The 23,836-nt window shown below is 45.5% G+C and carries 19 protein-coding genes and 1 riboswitch; of the genes, 4 read left to right on the top strand and 15 right to left on the bottom strand.

The genetic code is table 11. The features are described from left to right. Positions 1-15 precede the first annotated feature (15 nt). A complete protein-coding gene (locus tag VIA_RS10240) occupies positions 16-2,469 on the bottom strand; it encodes a glycogen/starch/alpha-glucan phosphorylase (protein WP_004412915.1) in 2,454 nt (817 codons plus the stop codon). 525 nt (positions 2,470-2,994) lie between these two features. Between VIA_RS10240 and malT the strand changes: the two genes are divergently transcribed. Beyond that, positions 2,995-5,703 carry an HTH-type transcriptional regulator MalT gene (gene malT / locus VIA_RS10235; protein WP_004412914.1) on the top strand — a complete coding sequence of 903 codons (2,709 nt, stop codon included), beginning with the start codon at positions 2,995-2,997 and terminating at the stop codon, positions 5,701-5,703. 82 nt (positions 5,704-5,785) lie between these two features. On the opposite strand, the gene VIA_RS10230 is transcribed toward malT, so the two are convergent. Continuing rightward, complete coding sequence (locus tag VIA_RS10230) at positions 5,786-6,157, bottom strand: nuclear transport factor 2 family protein (protein WP_004412913.1); 372 nt, start codon at positions 6,155-6,157, stop codon at positions 5,786-5,788. Positions 6,158-6,258: 101 nt separating this feature from the next. Between VIA_RS10230 and VIA_RS10225 the strand changes: the two genes are divergently transcribed. Then, the gene (locus tag VIA_RS10225) at positions 6,259-7,140 is read left to right on the top strand and encodes a LysR family transcriptional regulator (RefSeq protein WP_004412912.1); all 882 of its coding nucleotides are present in this window, start codon (positions 6,259-6,261) and stop codon (positions 7,138-7,140) included. A 29-nt stretch (positions 7,141-7,169) separates the two neighbouring features. Here VIA_RS10225 and napH read toward each other — a convergent pair whose 3' ends face one another. From napH to VIA_RS10205, 4 genes are all read right to left on the bottom strand, one after another. Then, a complete protein-coding gene (gene napH / locus VIA_RS10220; protein ID WP_004412911.1) occupies positions 7,170-8,021 on the bottom strand; it encodes a quinol dehydrogenase ferredoxin subunit NapH in 852 nt (283 codons plus the stop codon). After that, complete coding sequence (gene napG / locus VIA_RS10215) at positions 8,021-8,788, bottom strand: ferredoxin-type protein NapG (RefSeq protein ID WP_004412910.1); 768 nt, start codon at positions 8,786-8,788, stop codon at positions 8,021-8,023. Before napG ends, napH begins: the two co-directional genes overlap by 1 nt. A 237-nt stretch (positions 8,789-9,025) precedes the next feature. Then, positions 9,026-10,813: a cation:proton antiporter gene (locus VIA_RS10210; RefSeq protein ID WP_004412909.1), complete on the bottom strand. Its 1,788-nt coding sequence runs from the start codon at positions 10,811-10,813 to the stop codon at positions 9,026-9,028. Positions 10,814-10,980: 167 nt separating this feature from the next. Next, complete coding sequence (locus tag VIA_RS10205; protein ID WP_004412908.1) at positions 10,981-11,736, bottom strand: phosphatase PAP2 family protein; 756 nt, start codon at positions 11,734-11,736, stop codon at positions 10,981-10,983. A gap of 361 nt (positions 11,737-12,097) precedes the next feature. Between VIA_RS10205 and VIA_RS10200 the strand changes: the two genes are divergently transcribed. After that, a complete protein-coding gene (locus tag VIA_RS10200) occupies positions 12,098-12,292 on the top strand; it encodes a hypothetical protein (RefSeq protein WP_004412907.1) in 195 nt (64 codons plus the stop codon). A 41-nt stretch (positions 12,293-12,333) separates the two neighbouring features. Here VIA_RS10200 and tenA read toward each other — a convergent pair whose 3' ends face one another. From tenA to thiD, 5 genes are read right to left on the bottom strand one after another with little or no spacing between them, the layout of a single operon-like run. Next, on the bottom strand, positions 12,334-12,999 hold the full coding sequence (gene tenA, locus VIA_RS10195; RefSeq protein WP_004412906.1) for a thiaminase II: 666 nt from the start codon (positions 12,997-12,999) through the stop codon (positions 12,334-12,336). Continuing rightward, complete coding sequence (locus tag VIA_RS10190; RefSeq protein ID WP_086027900.1) at positions 12,999-13,913, bottom strand: ABC transporter substrate-binding protein; 915 nt, start codon at positions 13,911-13,913, stop codon at positions 12,999-13,001. The genes tenA and VIA_RS10190 overlap by 1 nt, the downstream gene beginning before the upstream one ends. A 49-nt stretch (positions 13,914-13,962) precedes the next feature. Further along, the gene (locus VIA_RS10185) at positions 13,963-14,718 is read right to left on the bottom strand and encodes an ABC transporter permease (protein WP_412774845.1); all 756 of its coding nucleotides are present in this window, start codon (positions 14,716-14,718) and stop codon (positions 13,963-13,965) included. A gap of 37 nt (positions 14,719-14,755) precedes the next feature. After that, the gene (locus tag VIA_RS10180; RefSeq protein WP_004412903.1) at positions 14,756-15,544 is read right to left on the bottom strand and encodes an ABC transporter ATP-binding protein; all 789 of its coding nucleotides are present in this window, start codon (positions 15,542-15,544) and stop codon (positions 14,756-14,758) included. Next, positions 15,534-16,364, bottom strand: a complete 831-nt coding sequence (thiD, locus tag VIA_RS10175; protein WP_004412902.1) for a bifunctional hydroxymethylpyrimidine kinase/phosphomethylpyrimidine kinase — start codon at positions 16,362-16,364, stop codon at positions 15,534-15,536. The genes VIA_RS10180 and thiD overlap by 11 nt, the downstream gene beginning before the upstream one ends. Positions 16,365-16,465: 101 nt before the next feature. After that, positions 16,466-16,575, bottom strand: a riboswitch (TPP riboswitch). 152 nt (positions 16,576-16,727) lie between these two features. Between thiD and VIA_RS10170 the strand changes: the two genes are divergently transcribed. After that, positions 16,728-17,618, top strand: coding sequence for a LysR family transcriptional regulator (locus VIA_RS10170; RefSeq protein WP_004412901.1), 891 nt, complete (start codon positions 16,728-16,730; stop codon positions 17,616-17,618). 53 nt (positions 17,619-17,671) lie between these two features. Here VIA_RS10170 and VIA_RS22345 read toward each other — a convergent pair whose 3' ends face one another. From VIA_RS22345 to VIA_RS10155, 4 genes are all read right to left on the bottom strand, one after another. Beyond that, complete coding sequence (locus VIA_RS22345) at positions 17,672-17,824, bottom strand: hypothetical protein (protein WP_004412900.1); 153 nt, start codon at positions 17,822-17,824, stop codon at positions 17,672-17,674. Positions 17,825-18,215: 391 nt separating this feature from the next. Continuing rightward, positions 18,216-20,117 (bottom strand): penicillin-binding protein 2, encoded by a 1,902-nt coding sequence (gene mrdA, locus VIA_RS10165; protein ID WP_038210901.1) that lies wholly within the window; start codon positions 20,115-20,117, stop codon positions 18,216-18,218. A 182-nt stretch (positions 20,118-20,299) separates the two neighbouring features. Next, a complete protein-coding gene (locus VIA_RS10160; protein WP_004412898.1) occupies positions 20,300-22,192 on the bottom strand; it encodes a PhoX family protein in 1,893 nt (630 codons plus the stop codon). A gap of 560 nt (positions 22,193-22,752) precedes the next feature. Then, positions 22,753-23,805, bottom strand: a complete 1,053-nt coding sequence (locus VIA_RS10155) for a TRAP transporter substrate-binding protein (RefSeq protein ID WP_004412897.1) — start codon at positions 23,803-23,805, stop codon at positions 22,753-22,755. Positions 23,806-23,836: the final 31 nt, after the last annotated feature.

The raw sequence follows: 23,836 nt of genomic DNA, 5'->3' as shown, positions 1-23,836 counted from the left end.
CTATTTATCGTGAAATTAGCGTTTTATTGTCTCTAATTTCCAAATGTTGTTTACATAATCTCGAATTGAGCGGTCCGATGTAAACTTGCCAACCAAGGCGGTGTTTAGAATGGCTTTCTTAGCCCAACCCGCTTGATCTTGGTACTGCTTGCCCATATCTTCGTGAGCTTGAACATAAGAAGCAAAGTCAGCCAAACATAGGTATGGGTCGCCACCATCAAGCAAGCTATCAAACGTTGCTCGCAGTAGACCCGGTTGACCCGGTGTGAACTCATCACCTAACAACAGATCCAGTGACGCTTTTAGTAATGGGTCTGAATGGTAGTAATCGTACGGGTTGTAACCTTGTGCTTTAAGCGCTTGTACACCATCAACATCTAGACCAAAGATGTAGATGTTCTCATCACCCACTTCTTCACGGATCTCAACGTTCGCTCCGTCCATCGTACCGATAGTTAGCGCGCCGTTTAGCGCCATCTTCATGTTACCGGTACCCGACGCTTCTTTACCCGCTAGCGAGATTTGCTGAGAAACGTCTGCCGCTGGAATAATGATTTCCGCCATGCTTACGCGGTAGTCTGGAATGAATACCACTTTCAGCTTGTTGCCGATACGCGGGTCGTTATTGATCTTCTCTGCAACCTTGTTCACCGCGAAGATGATCTCTTTCGCTAGGTGGTAACCCGGTGCCGCTTTCGCAGCAAAGAAACATACGCGAGGCGTACATTCAAATTCAGGTTCATTGATGATGCGGTGGTACAGAGACAGAATATGTAGCAAGTCTAGGTGCTGACGCTTGTACTCGTGCAGACGTTTGATTTGAACGTCAAAGATCGCGTTAGTATCTAGCTCGATGCCCATATTCTCTTGAACCCAATCAGCAAGGCGCTGTTTGTTCTGCTTCTTAACCACCATGAATTCTTTTTGGAATTTCGCGTCTGTTGCAAACTGAGCTATGCCTTCTAGCTGCTCTAGTTTTGCTGGCCATTCTGTACCGATTTTGTCTGAGATTAGGTTTGATAGACCCGGGTTACAGAACTTCAGCCAACGACGTGGCGTAATACCATTCGTCACGTTAGTCAGTTTACCTGGGAAGATTTCATTGAATTCAGGGAAAAGATCTTTCTTAACCAGTTGAGAGTGCAGCGCTGCAACACCATTCACCTTGTAAGAACCAATCACACATAGGTTAGCCATGCGAACCATGCGGTTGAAGCCTTCTTGAATGATAGATAGCTTCGCTTGCTTCTCACCATCGCCCGGCCACATCTTACGAACTTCTTGTAGGAAGCGGTGGTTGATTTCAAAGATGATTTCCATATGGCGAGGCAGTAGACGCTGAATTAGCGACTCTGGCCAAGTCTCTAGTGCTTCTGGCAATAGCGTGTGGTTGGTGTAGGCAAATGTATTTGCACTGATTTCCCACGCTTTATCCCAAGATAGGCCTTTCTCATCAATCAGGATACGCATCAGCTCAGGAATCGCAATCGTTGGGTGAGTGTCGTTAAGCTGAATGGTTTCTTGCTTAGGTAGCTCCGCCAGTGAGTAACCTGCCGCTTCATGACGACGTAGAATGTCGCGTACCGATGCTGCTGAGTGGAAGTACTGCTGCATTAGACGCAGAGTCTTGCCCTTCTCGTGGTTATCATTCGGGTAAAGTACTTTAGTAATGTTGCCAGCATCGATTAGTGAGTGCTGAGCTTCAAAGTAGTCACCGTTGTTAAAGCTAGCGAGTGAGAATGGGGCAATGGCCTGACATTCCCAAAGGCGCAGTGGGTAAACCGTGTCTGATTCGTAACCCACGATTGGCAGATCCCAAGGCATCGCTTTCACTGTCATGCCCGGTACCCATTTGCGTACTTCTTTACCGTTGACATATTCAACGTCAACATGGCCGTAGAAGCCAATTTCTTGAGCCAATTCAGGGCGAGCGACTTCCCATGGGTAGCCTTCTACACCGCGCCATGCGTCCGGTGCTTCTTTCTGGCGACCTTGTTCAAAAGATTGCTTAAATAGACCGTATTCGTAGTGCAGACCGTAGCCCACAGTTGGGAATTCTTGCGCGGCACACGAGTCCATAAAACACGCCGCTAGACGACCTAAACCACCGTTGCCTAGTGAAGGATCACGCTCTTCTTCTAATAGGTCAGTTAAGTTGCGGCCCATTTCTTCCATCGCCTGTGTGATTTGCTCGTACAAACCCATGCTGATTAGGTTGTTACCGGTTAGGCGACCGATGAGGAATTCTAGAGATAAGTAGTTAACGCTTTTCGCGTTCTGAATCTTAGGATCTTGTTCAGTCTTAAGAAGATCTAATGTTGTTAGCTCAGCCAGTGCACGGCCCATCGCTAAGTACCAATCACGCGGCGTTGCGGTTGCTTCGGTCTTCGCGTAAGTAGTCGATAAGTGTTGCTTTACACTTTCTTGGAATGCAGCTTTATCAAATTTTTTCTGTTGCGTAGGTTTCATCAGAGAAATCTCACTTATTAGTTCTAATCCATCTGTGACATATCGTGCATGGATATAATCTTCGAAACATCCTCCTACCTAGACGGCGTATTGGGAGGAGGACACAGGGCGTAGAGGGCGTACTAACCAAGACTCAGTGATCTAACTCTCATTAAATTTTTAACAAGTCAGAGTCCTGGTGATTGAGATCACACCGCCAACGAATTTACCCTACAACTGATGTATTAAACTTACGTGTCTTACAAAATACTCAATTGATTAATATGCATACTCGATCACATTAAGATTCACGTTCTAATGAAAATTTCATAACTTTTGGTGCAAACACGTGTTTAAACCTCATTACCATCCATTCTTTTAAGTGACTCCCATCACATTTACGGGGCGTAGTTCAGCACAAAGTGTGAATCAACCAAAAATCCCACCCTTGGCCGATAACCGAGACTTGGCTTCTCAAGTAACATGCCTACCCATCAGCGATTACGGTCGTTTTTTGTACACTATGGTGGAATAGGGAATAGAAATATGTGGATTCCTTCGAAATTGACGCGTCCCGGACGACTGCACAACGCAATTGTTCGTCCAAGAGTTTTAGACCTTCTGCAACAAGCGCCTTGTTATAAGCTCGTACTTTTCCGTTCTCCAGCGGGCTACGGCAAAACAACAATGGCGGCTCAATGGTTATCTGATAAGTCACATGTCGGTTGGTATAGTATTGATGAAAGCGACAACGATTCGTTCCGCTTTATGAACTACCTACTGCAAGCCCTTAATAAAGCGACGGATGGCAGTTGTCCAAATTCGCAGAAACTTGCCGAAAAGCGTCAGTTCTCTTCCCTTCATTCTCTGTTCGGTGAAGTCTTTACCGAAATTTCGAGCTTCCACCAAGAGTGTTACCTAGTACTGGATGACTATCATCTGATTAGTGATGATGAAATCCACGAAGCAATGCGCTTTTTCTTAAAGCATATGCCTGACAACTTAACTTTGGTTGTTACCAGTCGCGCAGCGCCGCCGCTGGGCACCGCGAACCTACGTGTCCGCGATCTAATGATCGAAATTGGTGACGAATTGCTGGCATTTGATACCGAAGAAACCACTCGATTTTTCAATCAGCGAGTCGCCGATGGCATTGATGACACAACGGCAACTAACTTACGTAATTATGTTGAGGGCTGGCCTTCTGCGCTGCAATTGATTGCCCTACAAGCGCAGCATCAACATAAAACCTTGGCGCAATCTGCTGAATCTTTCTCCGAGTTCAATCACGCCCACCTTTGGGATTACTTAGTTGAAGAGGTGTTTGATTTACTCGATCAAGAAACGCGTCAGTTCTTACTGCAATGTTCTGTACTTGACCACTTTAATGATCATCTCGTCTCAGAGCTCACCAAACGTGAAGATGCACTGAGCATGATTGAGTCATTAAACCGCTTTGGTCTGTTTATTCACCCACTTGAAGGTGAGCACAACTGGTACCGCTTCCACAATCTGTTTGCAGAATTCTTGGCGCATGAACGTATTGCTCGCATTCCACAACAAGAGACTCAACTGCATCAGTCCGCAGCAAAAGCCTGGCTGAAGCTCTCATCACCGCACCAAGCATTGCATCATGCTCAAGAAGCGAAAGATAGCCAACTGACGGCAGACATTTTGACTCAGTATGGCTGGAAGATGTTTAACGGCGGCGAGCTGCAATCACTTGAAAAAGGCATCAACACACTGACGCCAGAACAGCTTTATAGCGAACCTAAGCTGTGTATGCTGCAAGCATGGTTAGCCCAAAGCCAACACAGATATGACGATGTCGGCGACTTGCTATCAAAAGCTGACGAACAGATGTCGAAGTTCAATGTCAGTTTGAGCACCAAAGAGCAAGGTGAATTTAATGCCTTGCGAGCGCAAGTGGCGATTAACCAAAATGAACCGGAAAAAGCGTTAGAGTTAGCTGAACTGGCATTAAGCCAAGTTGATAGCACCGTTTATCGCAGTCGTATTGTCGCAACATCAGTGGTTGGTGAGGTTAACCATGTACTTGGTCATCTAAGCCGCGCTCTACCTATGATGCAGCAGACGGAAAAACTTGCTCGCCAATATCAAGTTTACCATCAGGCGCTATGGGCAATGTTGCAGCAAAGCGAAATCTTGATTGCTCAAGGCTACGTGCAAGCAGCGTTTGAGATCCAAGATAACGCCTTTAAGTTGATTGAAGAGCAGCAATTACAACAAGTACCACTGCATGAGTTCTTACTGCGTGTTCGCGCGCAGATTTTGTGGTGCTGGAACCGCTTAGATGAAGCGGAAGAGTGTGCTTACAAAGGGTTAGATATTCTTGGTAATCACAGCCCAAGTAAACACCTTCATAGCTATTCGATGCTAGCTCGTATTGCGATTGGCCGCGGCGAGCTAGACAAAGCGGGTAAGTTCATCGAACAAATCACCCACTTGCTCAAGCAGTCGACCTATCATGTGGATTGGACAGCGAATGCTTCCCTTTCATTGATTCTGTTCTGGCAAGCGCGTGGCGAGCACGATGAAATCGAACAATGGCTTGAAACGACAGTACGCCCGGAGCAAGCCTGTAACCACTTTACTCAGCTTCAATGGCGCAATATTGCCCGAGCTCAAATCGCGCTAGAAAACTACTCCGAAGCCAGAGAAACCCTGACGTTCTTACAACAACAAGCAAGCGAGAACGAGCTGGTTACCGATACCAATCGAAATCTGATTGTCGAAGCGGTATTAGCAACGTCTCAAAACGATGATGCATCCGCTCACCAGCATCTAAAAGAAGCGATTTCTCTGACTAATCAGACCGGTATCATTGGTAACTTCTTGGTTGATGGCAGCAAGGTTGGTCATATTTTGGAGTCACTAAGTAAGAGCAATGAGCTCAGCGATTTAGAGCGTCATCGTACCCAGCAACTACTGAAAGATATTTCCACCACGCAGCGCAGTAGTTCAGTGCACTTTGATGAAGAATTTATTGAAAAGCTGGTCAATCACCCGAATATTCCCGAGCTAGTGCGCACAAGTCCGCTGACACAACGTGAATGGCAGGTATTAGGTTTAATCTATTCCGGTTTCAGTAACGAACAGATCGCTCAAGAGCTTGATGTAGCAGGCACCACGATTAAAACCCATATTCGTAACCTGTACCAAAAACTCAATATTGCCAATCGAAAAGAGGCGGTTAAAACTGCTGAAAATCTGATTCAATTAATGGGTTACTAAGCAATTTACAATGACAATTAGCCACTACTCTTTGTTGTGGCTAATTTTCTTCATTCTTGTTTCAAACTGATCCGTGAGCTATTTATCGTTCACCTAACACTTCAAACTCATCATAAGTTAATCGCGCTTCACCATCACTTTGTAGCGTCCAGACTTCTTTATGCACAACACCAAATGCTTTATTCATCGTCCATTTAGAGGTCAAAATGTAGCTAGTGTCATCAACCTTTTCCCACTCTGTCTCTGTGTAAGAAACATCAGCAAAGCCCTGCTCAATGATGCTTTGCCAAAACGACTCAATTTGTTCACGTCCTTCAAATGTACCAAATGGCTTAGCATGCATCGTTGTACCTTGAGCATATTGCTCAGCGCACCCTTTTGCATCTTGTCGGTTAAACGCAGTTTTCCACGCAGTGATGCCTGCCTGACATGCTTCTAATACGGATTGGCTCATAGTTTGTTCTCCTCTAAATCAATACGCTCAGTTTAGTGTTACGATTAAAGGAGAAAAACAATCAAATAAGAATTAACCGTTCTATAAAAGAGAACAATAAAATGAATAAGCATCGTCAGATGAGCCTATTCCTTAGCATTATCGAAAATGGTTCTATCTCCAAAGCCGCTGAAAAGCTCGATTTATCAAAATCCGTTTTGAGTAGCGCCTTAAAACAACTCGAACAGGACCTTGATACGGTATTGCTTAAACGAACCACACGTAAGCAAAGTTTGACGCCGCAAGGAGAACGCTTCTATCACCATTGTTTAGCGATGAATACCATCGTCGACCAGGCGTGGGAAGAAGTAAAACAAGCTCAGACTATCCCATCAGGCTCAATCACCCTTACTGCTCCTCATGCTTTGATGGAAAGTGTTGTCGCCCCAGCAGTTGCAAGCGTATTCGTTCATTATCCTGAAGTTAAAATTGAGCTTATCGCAGAGGATCATCAACTTGATTTAATGCAGCATGATATTGATTTGGCGATTCGAGTCGGCGAATCAGTCGATAGTAACTATCGTCAAAAAAAGATTGGGTCATTTAGAGATGTACTTTGTCAGGCAAACAACTTTTGTGAAACGTTGACGACAGCAGCTTACGTGGCCAACCATTGGCAACGTAAACAGATTAACCACACGCTACAGAGCAAAACCAAAGGTAACGAGAAAACATTTTGTTTCTCTACCACCCATAGAGCAAACACAATCAATCAAGTAGCCACTATGATTTCATTAGGCCTAGGTGTTGGAATCATACCGGAATTCCTTATCAAGCAATATCCGACGCTCACCCCTTGCTTGCCCAGTTATCAGCTACCAGAGACTAACCTATACGCTTTACACGCCTATGCCCAAAAGCCACCGATTGCCGTGGTGATGGCAATCGAGGCAATACAGAGAAAACTACAAGAAATGGAAATTGGTGAGCAAGCCTGCAAATAAAAACCACGACCTATTGTCGTGGTTTCAGTTTATTCAGGCTTTGACTTAAATATGGTTTTGAACTCAAGAACATGCTCAGGGCAAACATCAATACACCGACCACAACTCATGCAATTCTGATCCATCACTCGCCTATCACCTTCTTTAAGCGGTTGACGCAGCACCACAGGTTCTGGGCAGACGTTGTAGCAGTCCATACACTTGGTACATGCTTCTCGGTTCGTGGCAGTAACTCGAATAACACTCTTACGCCCAATCACCCCATAAGTCGCACCGAGTGGGCATAAATGTCCGCACCAACCATGATCAACCAACAGCAAGTCGACGATAAACACCAACAGAATGAGAATCCAGCCTGCGCCCATACCAAATAGAATCCCTCTGTGGAGCGCGGCAACGGGGTCAATCCAGTTCCACAGCACGGTACCGGAAGCGGCACTACCAATCAGCAGCGCCAATAACAGCCAGTAACGCAACTGAGGGTTCCAACGAAAGCTCGCTTTGATCTCTAGCTTACGTTTGAGCCAAGCAGCAAAGTCGGTCACGACGTTCATTGGACACACCCAACCGCAAAAGGCTCTAGGACTAATCAAAGCATAGAAAACCACTACAATCGCCACGCCAATAATGGCACTCAGTTCTGGCATATGCCCAGTAAAGGCAATCTGCATGAAAATGAGAGGATCGGTCAGCGGCACGGTATCAAGCAGCAGGCTAGATGAAAGGTTGCCTTTTAGAATCCCAATCGTTGGACCAAGTAGAAACAGCCCAATCACGCCAAACTGACACAAGCGGCGTAAAATCAAAAAGCGATGAGCATGCCACCAGCCAAGTTTTTGCCTTGCCTCTTTACCCGCGTCTTTCGCCAAATTCTTAGCCATTACTTGCTCCCTCCTAAGGTTTCTAGTGCCCCAGATGGAATCACCCTATCTGGTTCACTATTGCCAAGAGGCTTAGTCACTTCTTCCCAACCCAATTGGTAGTGAGAGCCCATTTTTCCCTTCGCAAGTTCGGTTGGAATAATCTTAATCGCTGCCACTTCAGTAACACAGGCCTGCTCACATTTACCACAACCGGTACATTTATCGGAGTGAACGGTAGGAATGAGCTTGGCGTGGTAACCAGTACGTTCATTACGAATATGTTCAAGCGTAATCGCCTCATCCACTAACGGACAAACTCGATAACAAACGTCACAGCGCAGCCCTTGCCAGTTAAGACAGGCTTCATGGTCAATGAGCACTGCCGTGCCCATGCGTGCATCATCAATATCCGTCAAAGAAGGATCGAGAGCGCCACTCGGGCAAGCAACAACACAAGGAATGTCTTCACACATCTCACAAGGGATATCGCGGGCGTTAAAGTAAGGTGTACCTGACTCTACAGATGAAAGTAATGTCGCGAGTTTTAGCGTGTCATAGGGGCAAGCTTGAACACAGAGTCCGCAACGTGTGCAGGCTTTTTCAAACTCTCCTTTAGCCAGCGTCCCAGGCGGACGAACGGGCACTCCGCTGCCGTCTCGCGCTTGTGTTTGTACTGACTGTAAACCCAAGATAGTTGCTGCGGCGCCCACACCTGCAGCCGTTCGCGCCGTATCGCGTAAAAATCGCCGACGGCTTTCAGAAGTTGTCGTTTTAGGCTTGCTCATCACATTGTCCTAGTTGAAGCCTCTTCTAACAGAGTACTTCTCTGTATTCGGCTTCTTATACGTATAACCATGTTAATTGTAGTTGTTTACGCTCTAGTTTATGTGAGTTGTCATTGTATTCGACCACCCCAAAAGAGGTAGTCACAAGCTTGATTGCGTTAGATCAAAAATGGAGATGGCTATGCATCACAAATCGTTGAAATAGGCACTAAAAAGCAATGGCTATAAGGTTAATCGTTAACTCTCTTTCACTAATGAAATGACAATATCACCACTCGCAGGCGAGGATTCATCCGCTTGAGCCAACACTTGGATCTGATTTTTACCATTAACAATAAACAAAGGGACCACTGTTGCCGATTTATACTGCTCTTGGTAATCCTCGTAGCCAAAGCTATCACTGAGCTTGGTGTGTTTAATTTCAGCGCCTTGGCTGATTAGACTCGCCAGCTTTTTGTAACTTGTGCTACCTCCTAGCAACAAGGAATAGGCATGTTCCGAGTTATGACTGTGCTTATCTAACCTCTCTTGCTCTTTCTTATCTTGCAGGCTAAACACTTTACGATGACCAAATTCATTCGAGAAATGAACACTCGCCACCGAGTTTAAGTGCTGGTCGGGGGTCACCGCTAACACCTGCCCTATCCCAATCAAATCAAGGTATTCATCAGCATGACTCGATGTTGGATTGCCGTAATAGCTGTCAAAGCCACCCATTCGCGCTTTACTGACGTAGTCCCAGTTGGTGTCTGACATAAGCACGCGGCAGTCATAGGTTTGAATCGCTTTACCCAAGGTTCTCGCGACGTCGTTAGCGCCAACAATTAGAAAGCCTCTCGGCGCGGGCTCAGCAACTCCAAGTAGATTGGCAACCGGACGAGCCGTGGCACTTTGTAGTACCACGGTGCCGATGATGACCATGAAAATAAGCGGCACCAGTAGATTGGCTTGCTCAACATTTTGCTGAGTTAACTTAATGGCAAATAGAGATGACACCGCTGCCGCAACAATGCCTCTTGGTGCCACCCAAGCAAGAAAGGCTTTCTCTTTAATCTCTAGATTACTTCGCATGGTGGATAAGAAGATTGAAACTGGGCGCGATACCAATTGAATGACAACAAACAATGCTAGTGCCGCCCAACCTAGCTGAGCAAAATCCGTTAACTCAACTCGAGCCGCAAGAAGAATAAACAAACCAGAAATAAACAAAATAGTCAGGTTTTCTTTAAAGTGAAGAATATGACTGATGTTGACTCCCTTAGCGTTTGCCAACCAAATACCCATCACTGTCACCGTCAACAGACCCGACTCATGCTCTAGATAATTCGAGAGTGCAAACACACCGAGCAAAATCGTCAGCACGGCAAAAGGCTGTAAGTATTCCGGTAACCAGTGGCGGCGAATCATAGCGGCAACTAGCACGCCTGCAGCGATGCCTACGGAAAAACCAATCACCATAATCAGACCAAATACCGCTAAGCTGTGCATTTGACTATGCGAGACAATAAACTCGTACACCATCACCACAAACAGCGCACCCAGAGGATCAATCAGTATCCCTTCCCAACGTAAAATATTGGAGAGTTTAGAGTTTGGTCTGACCGTTCGTAATAAAGGGACAATCACAGTGGGTCCAGTGACCACCGTCAGGCTGCCGAATAAGAACGCCAATGACCAATCTAGACCTAACAAATAGTGCGTCGCTACGGTGGTAATAATCCATGACACCACAGCGCCAAGCGTTACTATGCTCCAAACACTCTTACTGATCCCTTTAATCTGCTTAAAATTTAGAGTTAAGCTACCTTCAAAAAGGATCACGGCTACTGCTAAAGAAATCACAGGAAAGAAGAGGTCCCCTAACGCTTCTTGGGGAGAAAACAAGCCAAGCACAGGGCCCACTAGTAAACCAGCGATGAGCAGAAATAAAATAGCAGGAAGTTTTAGCTGCCATGCCACCCATTGGCAAATCAAACCCAGTAAGCCAACACTAGCAAGGGTTAGCGCAATCGTCTCCGAAGTCATTGAGTATCCTTATAACGAGCGAAGTAGAATTTTCGATACTAAACAGCGAACAATAGTTAGACAACAATGCCAAATGAAACCTAACCAAATCATTACTGTTTATTTATAGACTGTTAAATAAAAAAGGGCTCTAAACTAGAGCCCTAAGTTGGTATAGGTGAAATCAACTAACGATGAACATGGGTAGGATACTTCAGTCTCAGCATCACCCATTGACCTAATTGAGAAAAGCTTGGCATCAAGGTATAAACGGCAGCAACAAATAGAATCGAGCCAACAAGATCGATTGGCCTATGCATGCCCAGCCATAGACGGCTATAACCAACACAGATGGCCCACACACCAACCATTAACGCCAAACCGTAGCGTTTATGCTGCATAAATAGCCCGCCAAAAAATGCTAAACAGATGGATGCAAAAATTGTGTGCCCTGAAGGGAATGAGTAATCTTTTTCACCTTGCCAGTGACTGGTGCGCCACGGCGACACCTGCTGTGAGATTTCGTTGATCACCTCTTCTTTCTGTATCGCATCTAATTTGTAGAAATGTACAGGGTTAGGAATGAGAAGTTGGTGAGTTAATAATTCAGTGTAAGGTCTTGGGCTTTCTGTGACATGTTTAAGGCCAGTCTTGGCAGCAAAGCCGATAACAAGAATCACCCCAAGTTGGAAAAGCTTAGCCAAAAATTCGCGATTGAAGCCGATGACTTTCCAGCTCATGAGTACAAGGATTGACAAGGTAATAAGAAAGCCTTTAGAACCTGCGGACTCAGTAATGGCCGTAAAGCTAACTCCTGTTGCGTCACTGACCTCAGATAAAAGATCGATGTGACTAACAAATAGAGACATTGGCGCAATAATGAGCAAAAAGCCAAGTAATAGCAGTAGGCCTTCACGTTTGTCTTGGAATATTTTTTTAATCATCTGGAATCACAGCAAGCAAAAAACTCGATTCAGCATAATAGTCGAGAACACATGGGAAATTTATCAACTTAATGTCAATTTGGTGAAAGATAGAGCACCCTCGCTGACCACATCACAAATATACATTTGCTGACAAAGCCTCATCATTTGGCATATAACTCGCAGAATGTCGGTTGCACCAAGCAGCAACAGTATCGCGCCCTCTACCTCTTGGCTGTGCACAGTTAAATTAAGATAATTAAGCTATAAGTGTGATTGCATAACCAAGAAGACTCCTTTAATCTCAAAAATACAATCGCTCATCGCATCATATTTATGCTGGGTAGCTTATCGGCTAGGTGATTGTGAGGAGGAAAATAGTGTGATTGAAGAACGTGACTTTGAACGCATACTTCAGTGTATTGAGGATCTAAGCCCAAGGCAGAAGAGACGTCTGTCTTTAAAACTCAAGTCTACGATGGCTGACCAAACGCTCAGCCATGCGTATGAACTTATCACTCAAGAAGAGCTTGATATGTTGGCAAAAAGAGAACTTGCTGAGGAAGAAGGAAGCTAGCACAGCAATATGTGCGCTTACTCCCCTCCCCCAGAAAAGGTCTATAGGTTGGCATCAATCCCTTGCTGCCAGAATGCTACTTCCATTCTAGTTGCTGTCTTAAAGACATGAATTAGGTTTTGCCCCTTCTGACTATTGCTCTCTATCTCTTCGAGTAACTGATCAAAGTGTTCTGCGCCTTGAGCCACTCCAGACTGAAACTCCTCACCACCGTAAAGTTCTATCCAGCTTCGATAAGGATTGCCTTCTAACTGGGTATCAGAACTTTCTAACAGGGCTTTACCAATCACCGCATAACCGATCGAGCACGGAGCCAATGCAGCATACAGCTCAACGAGATCACCCGTCATACCTGCGTCTAAAACATAGCGAGTATAAGCAACAGTACCAAAGTCTTCAGGCTCATTCTCCAGATCCGCTTCCGTTAGTCCCCACTGACCACAATAGGTCACGTGATGGTTGATTTCTGTCTCAAGTAGATCAGAAACGCTCGGTAATGCACGACGCATATCTTCAAGATTACGTGCTTTGTAAATCGCCAGCGCGTAAGCACGTGCATATTGCTTGAGGAACAGAAAATCCTGCTTCAAGTAGTGTAAGAAACACTCTTGAGGTAACGTTCCGACGGCCAATTGCTGAACAAAACTGTGCTGTGTATACTCTTGCCAATCAGCTTGGCAAGCGGTAATTAAGTCGCTGTATTTCATCAGTTAATCTCCGGCACGTAGTCCGCGGCTTTCGGCAAGGTTTCAATCAGCTTCTGTGAGTACATAAACTCGGCATAGTCATCGTAACGTTTATGATCTACCGCTGATGGACGCAGCGCAAAACGCGTCAATGTATCGTTCCACGCACGCTGGTTGAGCTCGTTATTGAGCGTATCTGGCGAGTAAGCAACAAACTCTTTCCATGATTGCTGCGGGTGGTTAACAATATAAGTCGTTGCCTGCTCAAGCGCTTTATTGAACGCTTTGATTGCCTCTGCATCATAGCTTTTCGCATTGGCAACGAAGACTAACTCATCATAAGTCGGCACACCGTGCTCTTCAGGATAGAAGGCTTTGGCTTTGTAGCCTTCAAGTTCCAGTTGATTAGTTTCGAAGTTACGTAACCCGCCCCAAATCGCATCCACTTTGCCAGATGCCAGAGACGATGACAGTGCCCAGCCGACATTAATGATGTTTACGTCGGAAAACTTCACCCCTTCTTGACCCAGCATGGTGCCAATCGTTGCTTCCTCATTGCCCGCAATCGCGATACCAATGTTCTTACCTTTTAAATCGGCTAGAGTGTCATTCTTACCATTATCTAGCACCATTAGTGTGTTCAATGGAGTCGCAATTAAGGTTGCAGAGCGAATAAGCGGTAGACCCGCAGCCACGTCGATAGTGAGGCTTGGTTGATAAGAGATAGCCAAGTCAACTTTACCCGCCGCCACCAATTTTGGCGGTGTGCTTGGGTCAGCCGGCTCTTGAATATTCACTTCAATACCTTGTTGCTTGAAGTAACCACGCTCTTGCGCTATCACAATTGGCCCATGGTTTGGGTTGACGAACCAATCTAGCATCAGAGTAAGCTCTTTATCCGCAGCAAATGCATTTACAGAAAATAGAGATGTCATTAGTGCCACTGCACTGAGTTTATTTGTCGTTTTCACGGAGTGTCCTTTCTTATTGATTTTCCCAAGGAATAAACTTTTTAAGTAATTTATCGGTAATGAAGTAAAGCGAAACGGAGAGCAAAGCGAGTATGAAGAGTGCGGCAAACATTTCATCAATGATCATTCGCGCATTGGCTTGCAACATTAGATAGCCAAGACCCGCACTTGAGCCAACCCACTCACCAACCACCGCACCAATTGGCGCAATGACCACGGCCACGCGGATGCCTGAAGCTAATGTTGGTAACGCCGCTGGAAGCTGAATATGTTTTAGTAACTGCCACTTACTCGCCCCCATGGTTTTAGCTAGGTCCAAATAGCCCGTTAGAGTATTTCTAAGTCCGTCATAGCAGCAGGTTGTCACCGGAAAGAAGATAATGATTGCGGCCATAACCACTTTGGATGCAATGCCATAACCTAGCCACAGCATCAATACTGGTGCGATGGCGAATACAGGGATAGCCTGACTGGCAATCAGGACCGGTAGCAACCAACGCTTAAGCGGCTTAAACAGCAACATTTGCAGAGCAAACATCAGTCCCATTCCCAAGCCCAGTAATAAACCTAAAATGATCTCTTGCCCGGTGACTAAGGTGTGCTTCATCAACACATCAAATCGCGTTACAAGCCGAGAGAGCACTTCCATGGGCGCAGGCAAGATAAAGCTCGGCATATCAAAGGTAACAACCACGGCCTGCCACAAGCCAAGAATGACCAAGAGGCTAATCACTATTCGAGCCACTGGGTGCGTCATTTGTCGCGTCATATCACTTTGGCGTTGAGCAATTTTGAGACTCGATAGTTCACTCATAATCTTGCTCCAACTGAGTCAAAATGGCTTGTTGCAACTCGGCGCACTGTGCATCAATGGTTCTTGGAGGTTGCGCATCAGGCACGGATAACCGCTGCGCATGAGCTGGACGACCTTGAAGCAAATACAGTTGGTCTGCGAGCCTGACCGCTTCTTGCGGATCATGAGTAATTAAGACCACTGTCTTATCTTTAAGTAAGCTTGCCGATAAGTTCTGCAACTTATATCTGGTAACGGCATCCAGCGCGGAAAAGGGCTCATCCATTAACACCACCGGTTTGTCTTGCATCAGCGTACGAGCCAAAGCGACACGCTGACGCATACCACCTGAAAGCTGCGAAGGCATTGCCTGTTGGTAATCTGCCAAACCAACAGAATCCAGTAATCGCTCGGCCTGTAGCTGGCTTTCTATTGAACTATGCTCCGTTGCATCAAACTTGCGGCTTAGCAGTACGTTGTCCAAAACATTTAACCAGGGGAGTAACAGATCTTGTTGCGCCATATAGGCCACCTGACCTTGCAAAGAACGACCATGGGTGAGGGCTAGTTGGCCTGTCCACTCGACCTTGTCACTGAGCAAACCAGCCAAATAACGCAGCAGTGTCGTTTTGCCACATCCACTTCGACCCAATAAACATGTCCATTGACCAGCAGGAACAAACATATTGAGGCCAGATAAGGTCGCTATTTGGCTGTCTCGATAGAGCAGGTGCGCATCGTGTAACTCAATACCAATTGCCTGTGCTGAGTATGAAGTCGACGATGGGTTACTAACGGACATTTGTATGGCCACAGAAGAAATGATGCACGGGCCCGTGACCTTGGCCCACCTCTAGCTTGTCCGCATTGGCAATAGCCTGAGAAATATACTGCTTACCAAGATAAACCGATTTGTGCAGACGGTTACCTTGAGCCAAATATGAAGCAATCGCCGAGGACAAAGTACAACCTGTGCCATGAGTGTTTTTCGTCGCCACTCGCTTAGCGCTAATCAACTCGCTACTTTCAGCCATGATGAGTAGATCATTACTGTTGTCGTCTTTCTCTAAGTGGCCGCCTTTAAGCAGTACAGCTTTGGCGCCAAGTGCACGAAGCTCACTGATCATTGCTCCCATTTGGTCCTCATCTTGCGGCACTGCGCCACCAATTAAGGCAGCGCCTTCCGGCAAGTTGGGCGTGATTAAGTCAGCAAGCGGTAGTAACTCTTGCTTGAGAGTTGAGATAGCGTTGGTTTCAAGAAGAAGGTCACCACTGGTCGCAACCATGACTGGGTCGACCACAAGGTGTTTAGGTTGGTACTGACGAATTTTATCGGCAACCACTTTGATGATCTCAGAATCTGCCAACATACCAACTTTGACGGCGACAACATTGAGATCGGTAAACACCGCATCCAATTGACTTTTTATATGCTCAAGAGGAATCGGGTGAATAGCAGATACACCAAGCGTGTTTTGCGACGTGATAGCGGTAATCACCGAACATGCGTAACCACCCGTGGCAGAGATTGCTTTGATATCGGCTTGAATGCCTGCACCGCCGCCGCTGTCTGAGCCCGCGATGGTTAATACGATTGGAGTCGTGTCTTGTGAATGTGGCATTATTGCTCCTACTACAAGACGTACAGGAACTCTCGGCCACGAAAGAAGGGATCAGAAAATGAGGTGATCAATCCATCGAATACGAGTGCACAAACCAGTAAGGTAATGTGCGCATAGTTCCCTACGTCAGTGCTAACTGAATCAGGTTCAACGGGTCTCGCATTGCGATCTCAGCCCTTTCCATAATGGTTAGGCTCCCCGACTATTTCCCGCAGATGATAACAATAAAATTAACGTAATTGCATCATTTGCTATCAAAAATCCATTTTGAGTCGTTTCAAAGTGTGTTTTAAACCTTCACTTCTTGAATTTTTTGTTATCGTTTAAACTAAACAAGATAATTTTTTATTATGAGTAGAAGCCATGTTGAACCCTATCTGGTTGAAGACGTTTGTCACTCTTATCGACACTGGTCACTTCACCAAAACCGCTGACAAATTATTTATGACACAACCGGGGGTGAGTCAGCACATTAAGAAACTAGAACAAGCCTGCGGACACGCTCTGATAAAAAGGTACAACAAAAGTTTTGAAATTACTGAAGCAGGGAAAACGGTCTATGACTACGCCAATCATTTAGATACTCAGCAGGCGCAAATGCTTCAATCCCTTAATCAGGATGACCCTCGTTCCGGCACTGTTTCCCTTTCATGCTCTGGCTCTTTGGCACTATCACTTTACCCTCGACTGCTTGATTTACAATGTAAATACCCTCAACTAATTACCTATTTAGAAGCGGCTCCACATCATAAGATTCTTGCAGAAATCATCTCTGGGGATATGGATTTGGGAATCGTGACACATGAACCTTCAGACCCAAGAGTAGATTCAGAACAATTTGGACAAGAGCCTCTTTGTTTGATGATGCCTAAGCCACTGGCAACCAAGGCACTCGATGAAGATCAGCTAAAAAAAATAGGGCTAATTCGTCACCCTGATGCTGAGCACTACCTTTCACTCTATTTTTCACGTTGTGGTGAGGAAGAACTAGAAAGAGTTAATATTCATAAACTACCAATCACGGGCTATGTTAATCAACTTAACCAGATTTTACTGCCTGTCGCTAAAGGGCATGGATTTACCATTCTGCCTAAAAGTGCTTTAGATACTTTTCCACTTAGAGAGCAAGTTGCGATTTACCAACCTCATAAGGAAGTTATCGAAACACTCTACCTACTCACTAAGCGTCACCGACAACTTCCAGCAAGATTTAACACCGTGAAAGATGTGATTCGAGAACAATTACAAAGATAGCAAAACTAAAAAAGGAGCCACTATCGGCTCCTTTTTCTCTCTATTTTTGCGCTTTATGCTTCGAGAACGTCTTCACCAGACATTTCTGAGATGAGCAGCAAATCCGCTTCATCAAGCTTCATGCCGAGAACGGGTAAACCGTGTTGAACAACCCAGCAACCTAAGAATACGAATACACCTAATGCGAATAAACCTAGTGGTAACATAGCCAAACCTCCTCCATGGTTATCAGACAATGTATCGATAACTAGAAAGTGCGACTATTTAAAGAGGGGAAAAGCAAAAGGCCTTTGAAAATACTTAATTCTTATACGTTTTTGATGGCACTCTTAGCGGGTTGGACGCTAAGCCCTGTGTCTCTCTGCGTTCAGTTTGTTCGTATTCACTCTGGGAGTTTACTCAGTCTCTACACCTTAAAGTTATGTGGGATACCTTTTCAATATAGTTATACCGTACATATGAAGCAACTATATTTAGTGCTTAATTGTTTAAAGATCACAAATTTTATGCCTTTGAGCGCATAATTATCCTCAAACTATCTGTAGAACTAAAAAAATGGGGCACAACGCCCCATTTAATCTACTCAAGCTTTTCGATTTAGGTCTGATGCTGCTTTGGTTTATCATCATTGCCAATTTCGAGGTAATCAAACACCTTACGTATAAACGGAGCGCCAACCTTTGAGCCACCGTTACCATGTTCAATCACGACAGTCGCGACATATTTTGGCTGATCGCATGGAGCAAAAGCGGTAAATAAACCATGGTCGAGTAAGTCATAACTCAGCTCTTTAGAGTTGTAGACCTGATCTTTCTTGAGACCAAACACCTGTGCAGTACCTGATTTACCACCACTGCAATAACTCGCGCCCTTAAATGCTCGTCGACCTGAACCTCGACTGCCCGAGTTCACCAGACGCATGGCGTTGATAGCAATATCCCAAGAAGCATCACTGACTCCTTCAATCTGACTTGCAACTTTCACCGCTTTAGGCGCTTCTTGGTGGAAGGGCACCCCATGAGGCAAGGTGTTACGGAATAGATGAGGAGCGATAACCTCACCATGGTTGACCAATACGGAGGTTGCTTTAGCGATTTGCAGCGGCGTTGCTGTCCAATACCCCTGACCAATACCAATCGGAACGGTATCGCCCTTATACCATGGCTGACGATAGCGTGACTCCTTCCACTCCCGTGTTGGCATATTGGCGCGTGTTTCTTCCGGAATATCGATCCCAGAAAGCCGACCAAAACCAAACATATTCATCCAGTCGGAAATGCGGTCAATCCCTAACTCATAGGCGATATGATAGAAAAACGAGTCGACGGACTCTTCAATCGCCAAAGTGACATCAACTGGACCATGCCCCCAACGCTTCCAATCGCGCCATACTTTAGTCTGCTTGGTTAAACCTGGGATGTGCCATGCACCATGATCGTCACGCACGGTATCGGGTTGAATAATGCCTTCGCTTAAGCCAGCAATGGCCATAAAAGGTTTTATCGTGGAAGCTGGTGGGTACACACCCAATGTCGCTCGGTTGACTAACGGATGAAATGGGTCATTAAGCAACTTGTTGTAAGCTTTGCTCGAAATGCCTTCAACAAACAGGTTCGGGTCATAACTCGGACTTGAAACCATAGCAAGGACACTATTATCACGTGGGTCGAGCACAACCGCACTGCCCTCGCGATTGTCTAACTGCTTGAAGACAAATTGTTGTAAGTCTACGTCGATATTAAGCACCAGATCCTGCCCCGCAACAGGAGGAACATATTCGATAGTACGGATAATTCGGCCGCGGCTGTTTACCTCAACTTCTTGATAGCCTTGTTTACCATGCAGAGTATGTTCGTAGTACTTTTCTATTCCCAATTTGCCAATGGTTTTAGTCGCACGATAATTTGCCAGTTCGCCACTTTCTTCTAGCTGTTTTAGGTCACGATCATTGATATGTGCAACATAGCCCAATACATGAGTCAGCACCTCGCCATATGGGTAGTCTCGCTTCATATCAACATCGATTGAAAAGCCCGGAAGCTCATACTGATGAACGGAAAACTTGGCGACCTCTTGCTCCGTGAGGCCATTTTTAACCACAACTGGCTTAAAGCGTTTACCATGAGGCTGCGTCATCCGCTCTATTTGAGAATCAGACAGCTGCATAACTTGTTTAAGCTTAGCGATAGAGCCATTTAAGTCTTTAACCTTTTCCGGAGTCATCTCAAGTACGTAAACTGGAAAGTTGTTGGCAAGAATTTTACCGTTGCGGTCGTAGATCAACCCGCGAGTAGGCGCTATCGGCAGCACTTGGATACGATTGTCATTCGCTCGGGTGGTGTAGTAATCAACTTGTTTAACTTCTAATCGATAAAGATTGGCGACCAGTACACCGAGCAGAACCACCATTCCGATAAACGCTGCAACAGCGCGATTTCGAAATAACTTTGCTTCTTGATCATGATTTCGCATCTTGTGGCTGGGGTGATGATTATTCATAGGCGCTAGCAGTAAAGAGCAAGGAGCTTTACTTATTTACATTTAGTTACAGTTAGCACGCACGGTATCAATAACCAGGTGCATCTATGTACGAGCAATGTAAACAAAGTCAGAGAAATCCCATCTAAAACAAAAAGCCCCGAATGTCTCCATCCGGGGCTTAAGTTTTATCTCTTTATTAGTTATGCGCCAATCACGCCGCCATCTTCGCGGGTAATCGCCATAATGGTTGAACGCGGTTTGCTCTCGCCACCGGCAGGGAAATGAGACGGCGCGCCTTTTTCGCCAGGGTGCTGCACACCAACAAACATGGTCTTACTGTCTGCAGAGAAGGTTAAACCAGTGATCTCACAAGCAATTGGACCTGTTAGGAAGCGGCGAACTTCACCCGTCATCGGGTCACCACACAGCATTTGGTTGTTGCCCTGCCCTGCAAAATCGCCTTTGTTCGAGTAATTACCGTCAGTTTGAATCCACAAGCGACCTGCTTTATCAAAACCGATACCATCTGGGCTATTGAACATATTGCTGGCATTGATATTCTCACTACCCGCATACAAGTTGCCTTTGTGCACTTCTGGGTTACCCGCAATTAGGTATAGATCCCAGTCAAAGCTGTCGCTGGCATGATCATCATTCTGTGGTACCCAGCGAACAATCTGACCATAGTGGTTTTCTTGGCGTGGGTTTGGCCCACCAACTGGCTGACCTTCTTTAACACCGCGGTATTTGTTGTTAGTCAAAGTGCAGAACACATGCTTATTATCCGGATGAACCGCAACCCATTCAGGGCGATCCATTGTCGTTGCGCCCACTTGTGTTGCAGCGCGACGGGCAAAAATCATCACTTCCGCTTGGTCATTAAAGCCGTTTTCTTTGGTTAAGCCGTTCTTCCCGTGAGTAAGCTCTAGCCATTGGCCTTTGCCTTTCAGCTCTTGAGAGTCAAACTCAAACTTGGCCACATACAATGTGCCTTCTTCTAGCAAATCGCGATTCGCTTTATCGTTACCCGGCTGATATTTGTTCTTAGAGACAAATTTGTACAGATGCTCGCCGCGTTCATCATCACCAAGGTAAACCACCACATGACCATCGCCATTAATCAGTAATGCTGCGTTTTCATGTTTGAAGCGCCCCAGAGCGGTACGCTTAAGTGGCGTTGATGTAGGGTCGTTCGGATCAATTTCAACAACCCAACCAAAACGATGCGGTTCATTCGGGTGTCTCGCAACGTCGAAACGTTCATCGGTGTCATGCCATTGATACTTGCTCTTGGCTGCTTTCACGCCGTAACGCTTGTGATCGTCGGAAACGTCAGCGCTACCACTGGTACCAAAGTAACCGTTGAAGTTTTCTTCACACGTTAGGTAAGTGCCCCAAGGCGTTTGTCCATTGGCACAGTTATTAAAGGTACCCAGTGGTTTCATACCAGATGGGTCAAGCTTGGTCTTCATCAAGTCATGACCCGCAGCAGGACCCGTTAACTGCATTTGCGTATTGGCGGTAATGCGGCGGTTTAATTTACCGTTAATATCTAGCTTCCACTGACCACCAGAGCGAACAATTTCAAATACCGTTACACCATGCGCTGCTTGCGCTTTAAGTACATCATCAGCAGTCATGGCTTTACCACCATGATCAAACAGAAGCTCATAGTTGGTGTACTCGTTGTTCACTGCAATAACCGCACGATCTTCGCTGATTGGGAACAAACTCATACCATCGGTGTTATCACCAAACTGACTAAGTTGAGCTTTTGAGTCTTGTTTACCGCTTGGGTCAAATGCTGGCGCACTCGGGAAGATTGGGTCTCCCCATGAAAGTAACGGTGTCGCCTTGTAACCTTTCGGCACAATAAACGCGTCTGCCGTTGAGGCTGGTACTGCTTCAAAATTGAGTAGTGAGCTTTCGCTTGTTGCCGCAAAAGCTTTAGTAATTGGGTTTAGCGATAAGAATGCACCTGCGCTTACCGCGGCTGTACCTGCCAAAAATCGACGACGGGATAATCGAGCATCAATCATTTGACTGAATTCAGAATCTTGATCATCACGCTTCTTGTTTGAAGTTGGGCACATTGCTGACTCCTTGCTGAGTATTTTTATAAAAATGCGTGCAAATCGTAGAACCGAAAAGTGACAAATACGTTAACCTACTGTTTCAGATAGATTAATTATAGAAGGCAGAAATATTCCACTTACATGTCAGGCTTATTAAACTGCGCTATGGTTCACTTTTTATGCATAAGGAACGCCGTTCACTCAAAAAAATGTGATCAAACCCCTAGATCTTTGCCGAATTGATGGCTACATTGTTTCCTGTTCATGAGGAACTTGATTCACATAAGCTCAAGAAAGAGCAATTTTCTATAAACGTGAGGGATTATCATGAAGAAAATGAGAAAAGCACAATTGCATCGCGTACGCATTCAGTACTGGAAAGAGTCGAACAAAGACGCAAGCAAAAATTCATAATGTGCAATACAACCGTACTAAGCTGGCTTAATCGCCAGCTTTTGTGTTTTTAGGGATCTGAAAAGCTAAATATCTGAGTCCTCCTATCGATAGAGTGACTTACTACTTTTCCCATAGAAACAAAAAAGCCCCAACGCTTGTTGGGGCAAGTGGCTGGAGAGAGCCTATTTCAAATAGGTAGACTGGTTGGCTTTATCAACTTCCTCTAGGAATAGATTCAGCAGTTCCGTACCTTTGTCGCCATGTGTCTCTTTCACGTAAGCAATTACGCCTGGCTGCGTCGCTTGTCGCATTGACTCACGCTGTTCCGCCGTTAGTGAGTTGACTTTCATACGCTTTTTCAGCCCTTCTAAACCACGATCACTTGATGCTTCAATCAGACGAGAAAGACCTCGGTTAGCACTCAACGCAATCTCCACCGCGTCAGAAACAATCTTCTTCTCCTCTTCTGTTAAACCATCGTAGAAACTTTTATTGACCATAAAGGTGTACGGGGCAAATAGGTGATTCGTCAGTGTTAGATATTTCTGCACTTCGTTGAACTTGGCAAAAGAGACCGTCGGTACTGGGTTCATCTGACCATCAATCACGCCCGTTTGCAGTGATGAATACACTTCGCCCCAAGAAAGTGGGTAAGCTTCTGCGCCCAGAGATTGAATGATTTTTTGGTGTGTTGGCAGCGTCATGGTACGAATACGTAAGCCTTTAAAGTCATCAAGGCCTTCAATAGCGCGCTTGGAGTTTGTGACTGAGAAAAAGCCACCTGTATCAGGGAAGCCAAGAATTTTGACGTCTTTTAGCTCTGACTCAATATCACCCGCTAAAGCCTTACCAAACTTGCCATCAAGTACTTCATAGGTAGACGCATTGTTATCAAACGCAAATGGTACATCCAATACACCAATACGCGGGTAGTAACCGGCAAGCGGACCCACTGGAGAAAGCGTGCCTTGCAGCTGACCATCTCGCACCATCTGAATATGTTCCTTCGCCGTACCTAACTGGTTGCTTGGGAATACTTGAACCTTAATTTCACCGTTGGTTGCAGTTTCAACAATGTTTTTGAACACCCCAGTAAACGCATGGGCAGGGTTTTCCATGATGTCAGCTTTGTTGTCATGGCCGATACGTAATACTTTTTCTGCCATAGCAAAAGGGGCGGTAAATAGACTGGTTGCCAATGCAGTTGCGATCAGTGATTTGGTTAGCTTTTTCATAATAACTCCATTATGTATGAATTTTAGTTAT

Source organism: Vibrio orientalis CIP 102891 = ATCC 33934 (assembly GCF_000176235.1).
GTDB lineage: Bacteria > Pseudomonadota > Gammaproteobacteria > Enterobacterales > Vibrionaceae > Vibrio > Vibrio orientalis.
This window is presented reverse-complemented; position numbering and strand designations above follow the sequence as displayed.

Bases quoted from the DNA above. Each gene is read 5' to 3' on its own strand.
- mrdA (WP_038210901.1), bottom strand. From the start codon at position 20,117: ATGAATAATCATCACCCCAGCCACAAGATGCGAAATCATGATCAAGAA.
- VIA_RS10170 (WP_004412901.1), top strand. From the start codon at position 16,728: ATGTTGAACCCTATCTGGTTGAAGACGTTTGTCACTCTTATCGACACT.
- VIA_RS10240 (WP_004412915.1), bottom strand. From the start codon at position 2,469: ATGAAACCTACGCAACAGAAAAAATTTGATAAAGCTGCATTCCAAGAA.
- malT (WP_004412914.1), top strand. From the start codon at position 2,995: ATGTGGATTCCTTCGAAATTGACGCGTCCCGGACGACTGCACAACGCA.
- napG (WP_004412910.1), bottom strand. From the start codon at position 8,788: ATGAGCAAGCCTAAAACGACAACTTCTGAAAGCCGTCGGCGATTTTTA.
- tenA (WP_004412906.1), bottom strand. From the start codon at position 12,999: ATGAAATACAGCGACTTAATTACCGCTTGCCAAGCTGATTGGCAAGAG.
- VIA_RS10205 (WP_004412908.1), bottom strand. From the start codon at position 11,736: ATGATTAAAAAAATATTCCAAGACAAACGTGAAGGCCTACTGCTATTA.
- VIA_RS10190 (WP_086027900.1), bottom strand. From the start codon at position 13,913: ATGACATCTCTATTTTCTGTAAATGCATTTGCTGCGGATAAAGAGCTT.
- VIA_RS10225 (WP_004412912.1), top strand. From the start codon at position 6,259: ATGAATAAGCATCGTCAGATGAGCCTATTCCTTAGCATTATCGAAAAT.
- VIA_RS10180 (WP_004412903.1), bottom strand. From the start codon at position 15,544: ATGTCCGTTAGTAACCCATCGTCGACTTCATACTCAGCACAGGCAATT.
- VIA_RS22345 (WP_004412900.1), bottom strand. From the start codon at position 17,824: ATGTTACCACTAGGTTTATTCGCATTAGGTGTATTCGTATTCTTAGGT.
- VIA_RS10230 (WP_004412913.1), bottom strand. From the start codon at position 6,157: ATGAGCCAATCCGTATTAGAAGCATGTCAGGCAGGCATCACTGCGTGG.
- thiD (WP_004412902.1), bottom strand. From the start codon at position 16,364: ATGCCACATTCACAAGACACGACTCCAATCGTATTAACCATCGCGGGC.
- VIA_RS10210 (WP_004412909.1), bottom strand. From the start codon at position 10,813: ATGACTTCGGAGACGATTGCGCTAACCCTTGCTAGTGTTGGCTTACTG.
- VIA_RS10155 (WP_004412897.1), bottom strand. From the start codon at position 23,805: ATGAAAAAGCTAACCAAATCACTGATCGCAACTGCATTGGCAACCAGT.
- VIA_RS10185 (WP_412774845.1), bottom strand. From the start codon at position 14,718: ATGACGCGACAAATGACGCACCCAGTGGCTCGAATAGTGATTAGCCTC.
- napH (WP_004412911.1), bottom strand. From the start codon at position 8,021: ATGGCTAAGAATTTGGCGAAAGACGCGGGTAAAGAGGCAAGGCAAAAA.
- VIA_RS10160 (WP_004412898.1), bottom strand. From the start codon at position 22,192: ATGTGCCCAACTTCAAACAAGAAGCGTGATGATCAAGATTCTGAATTC.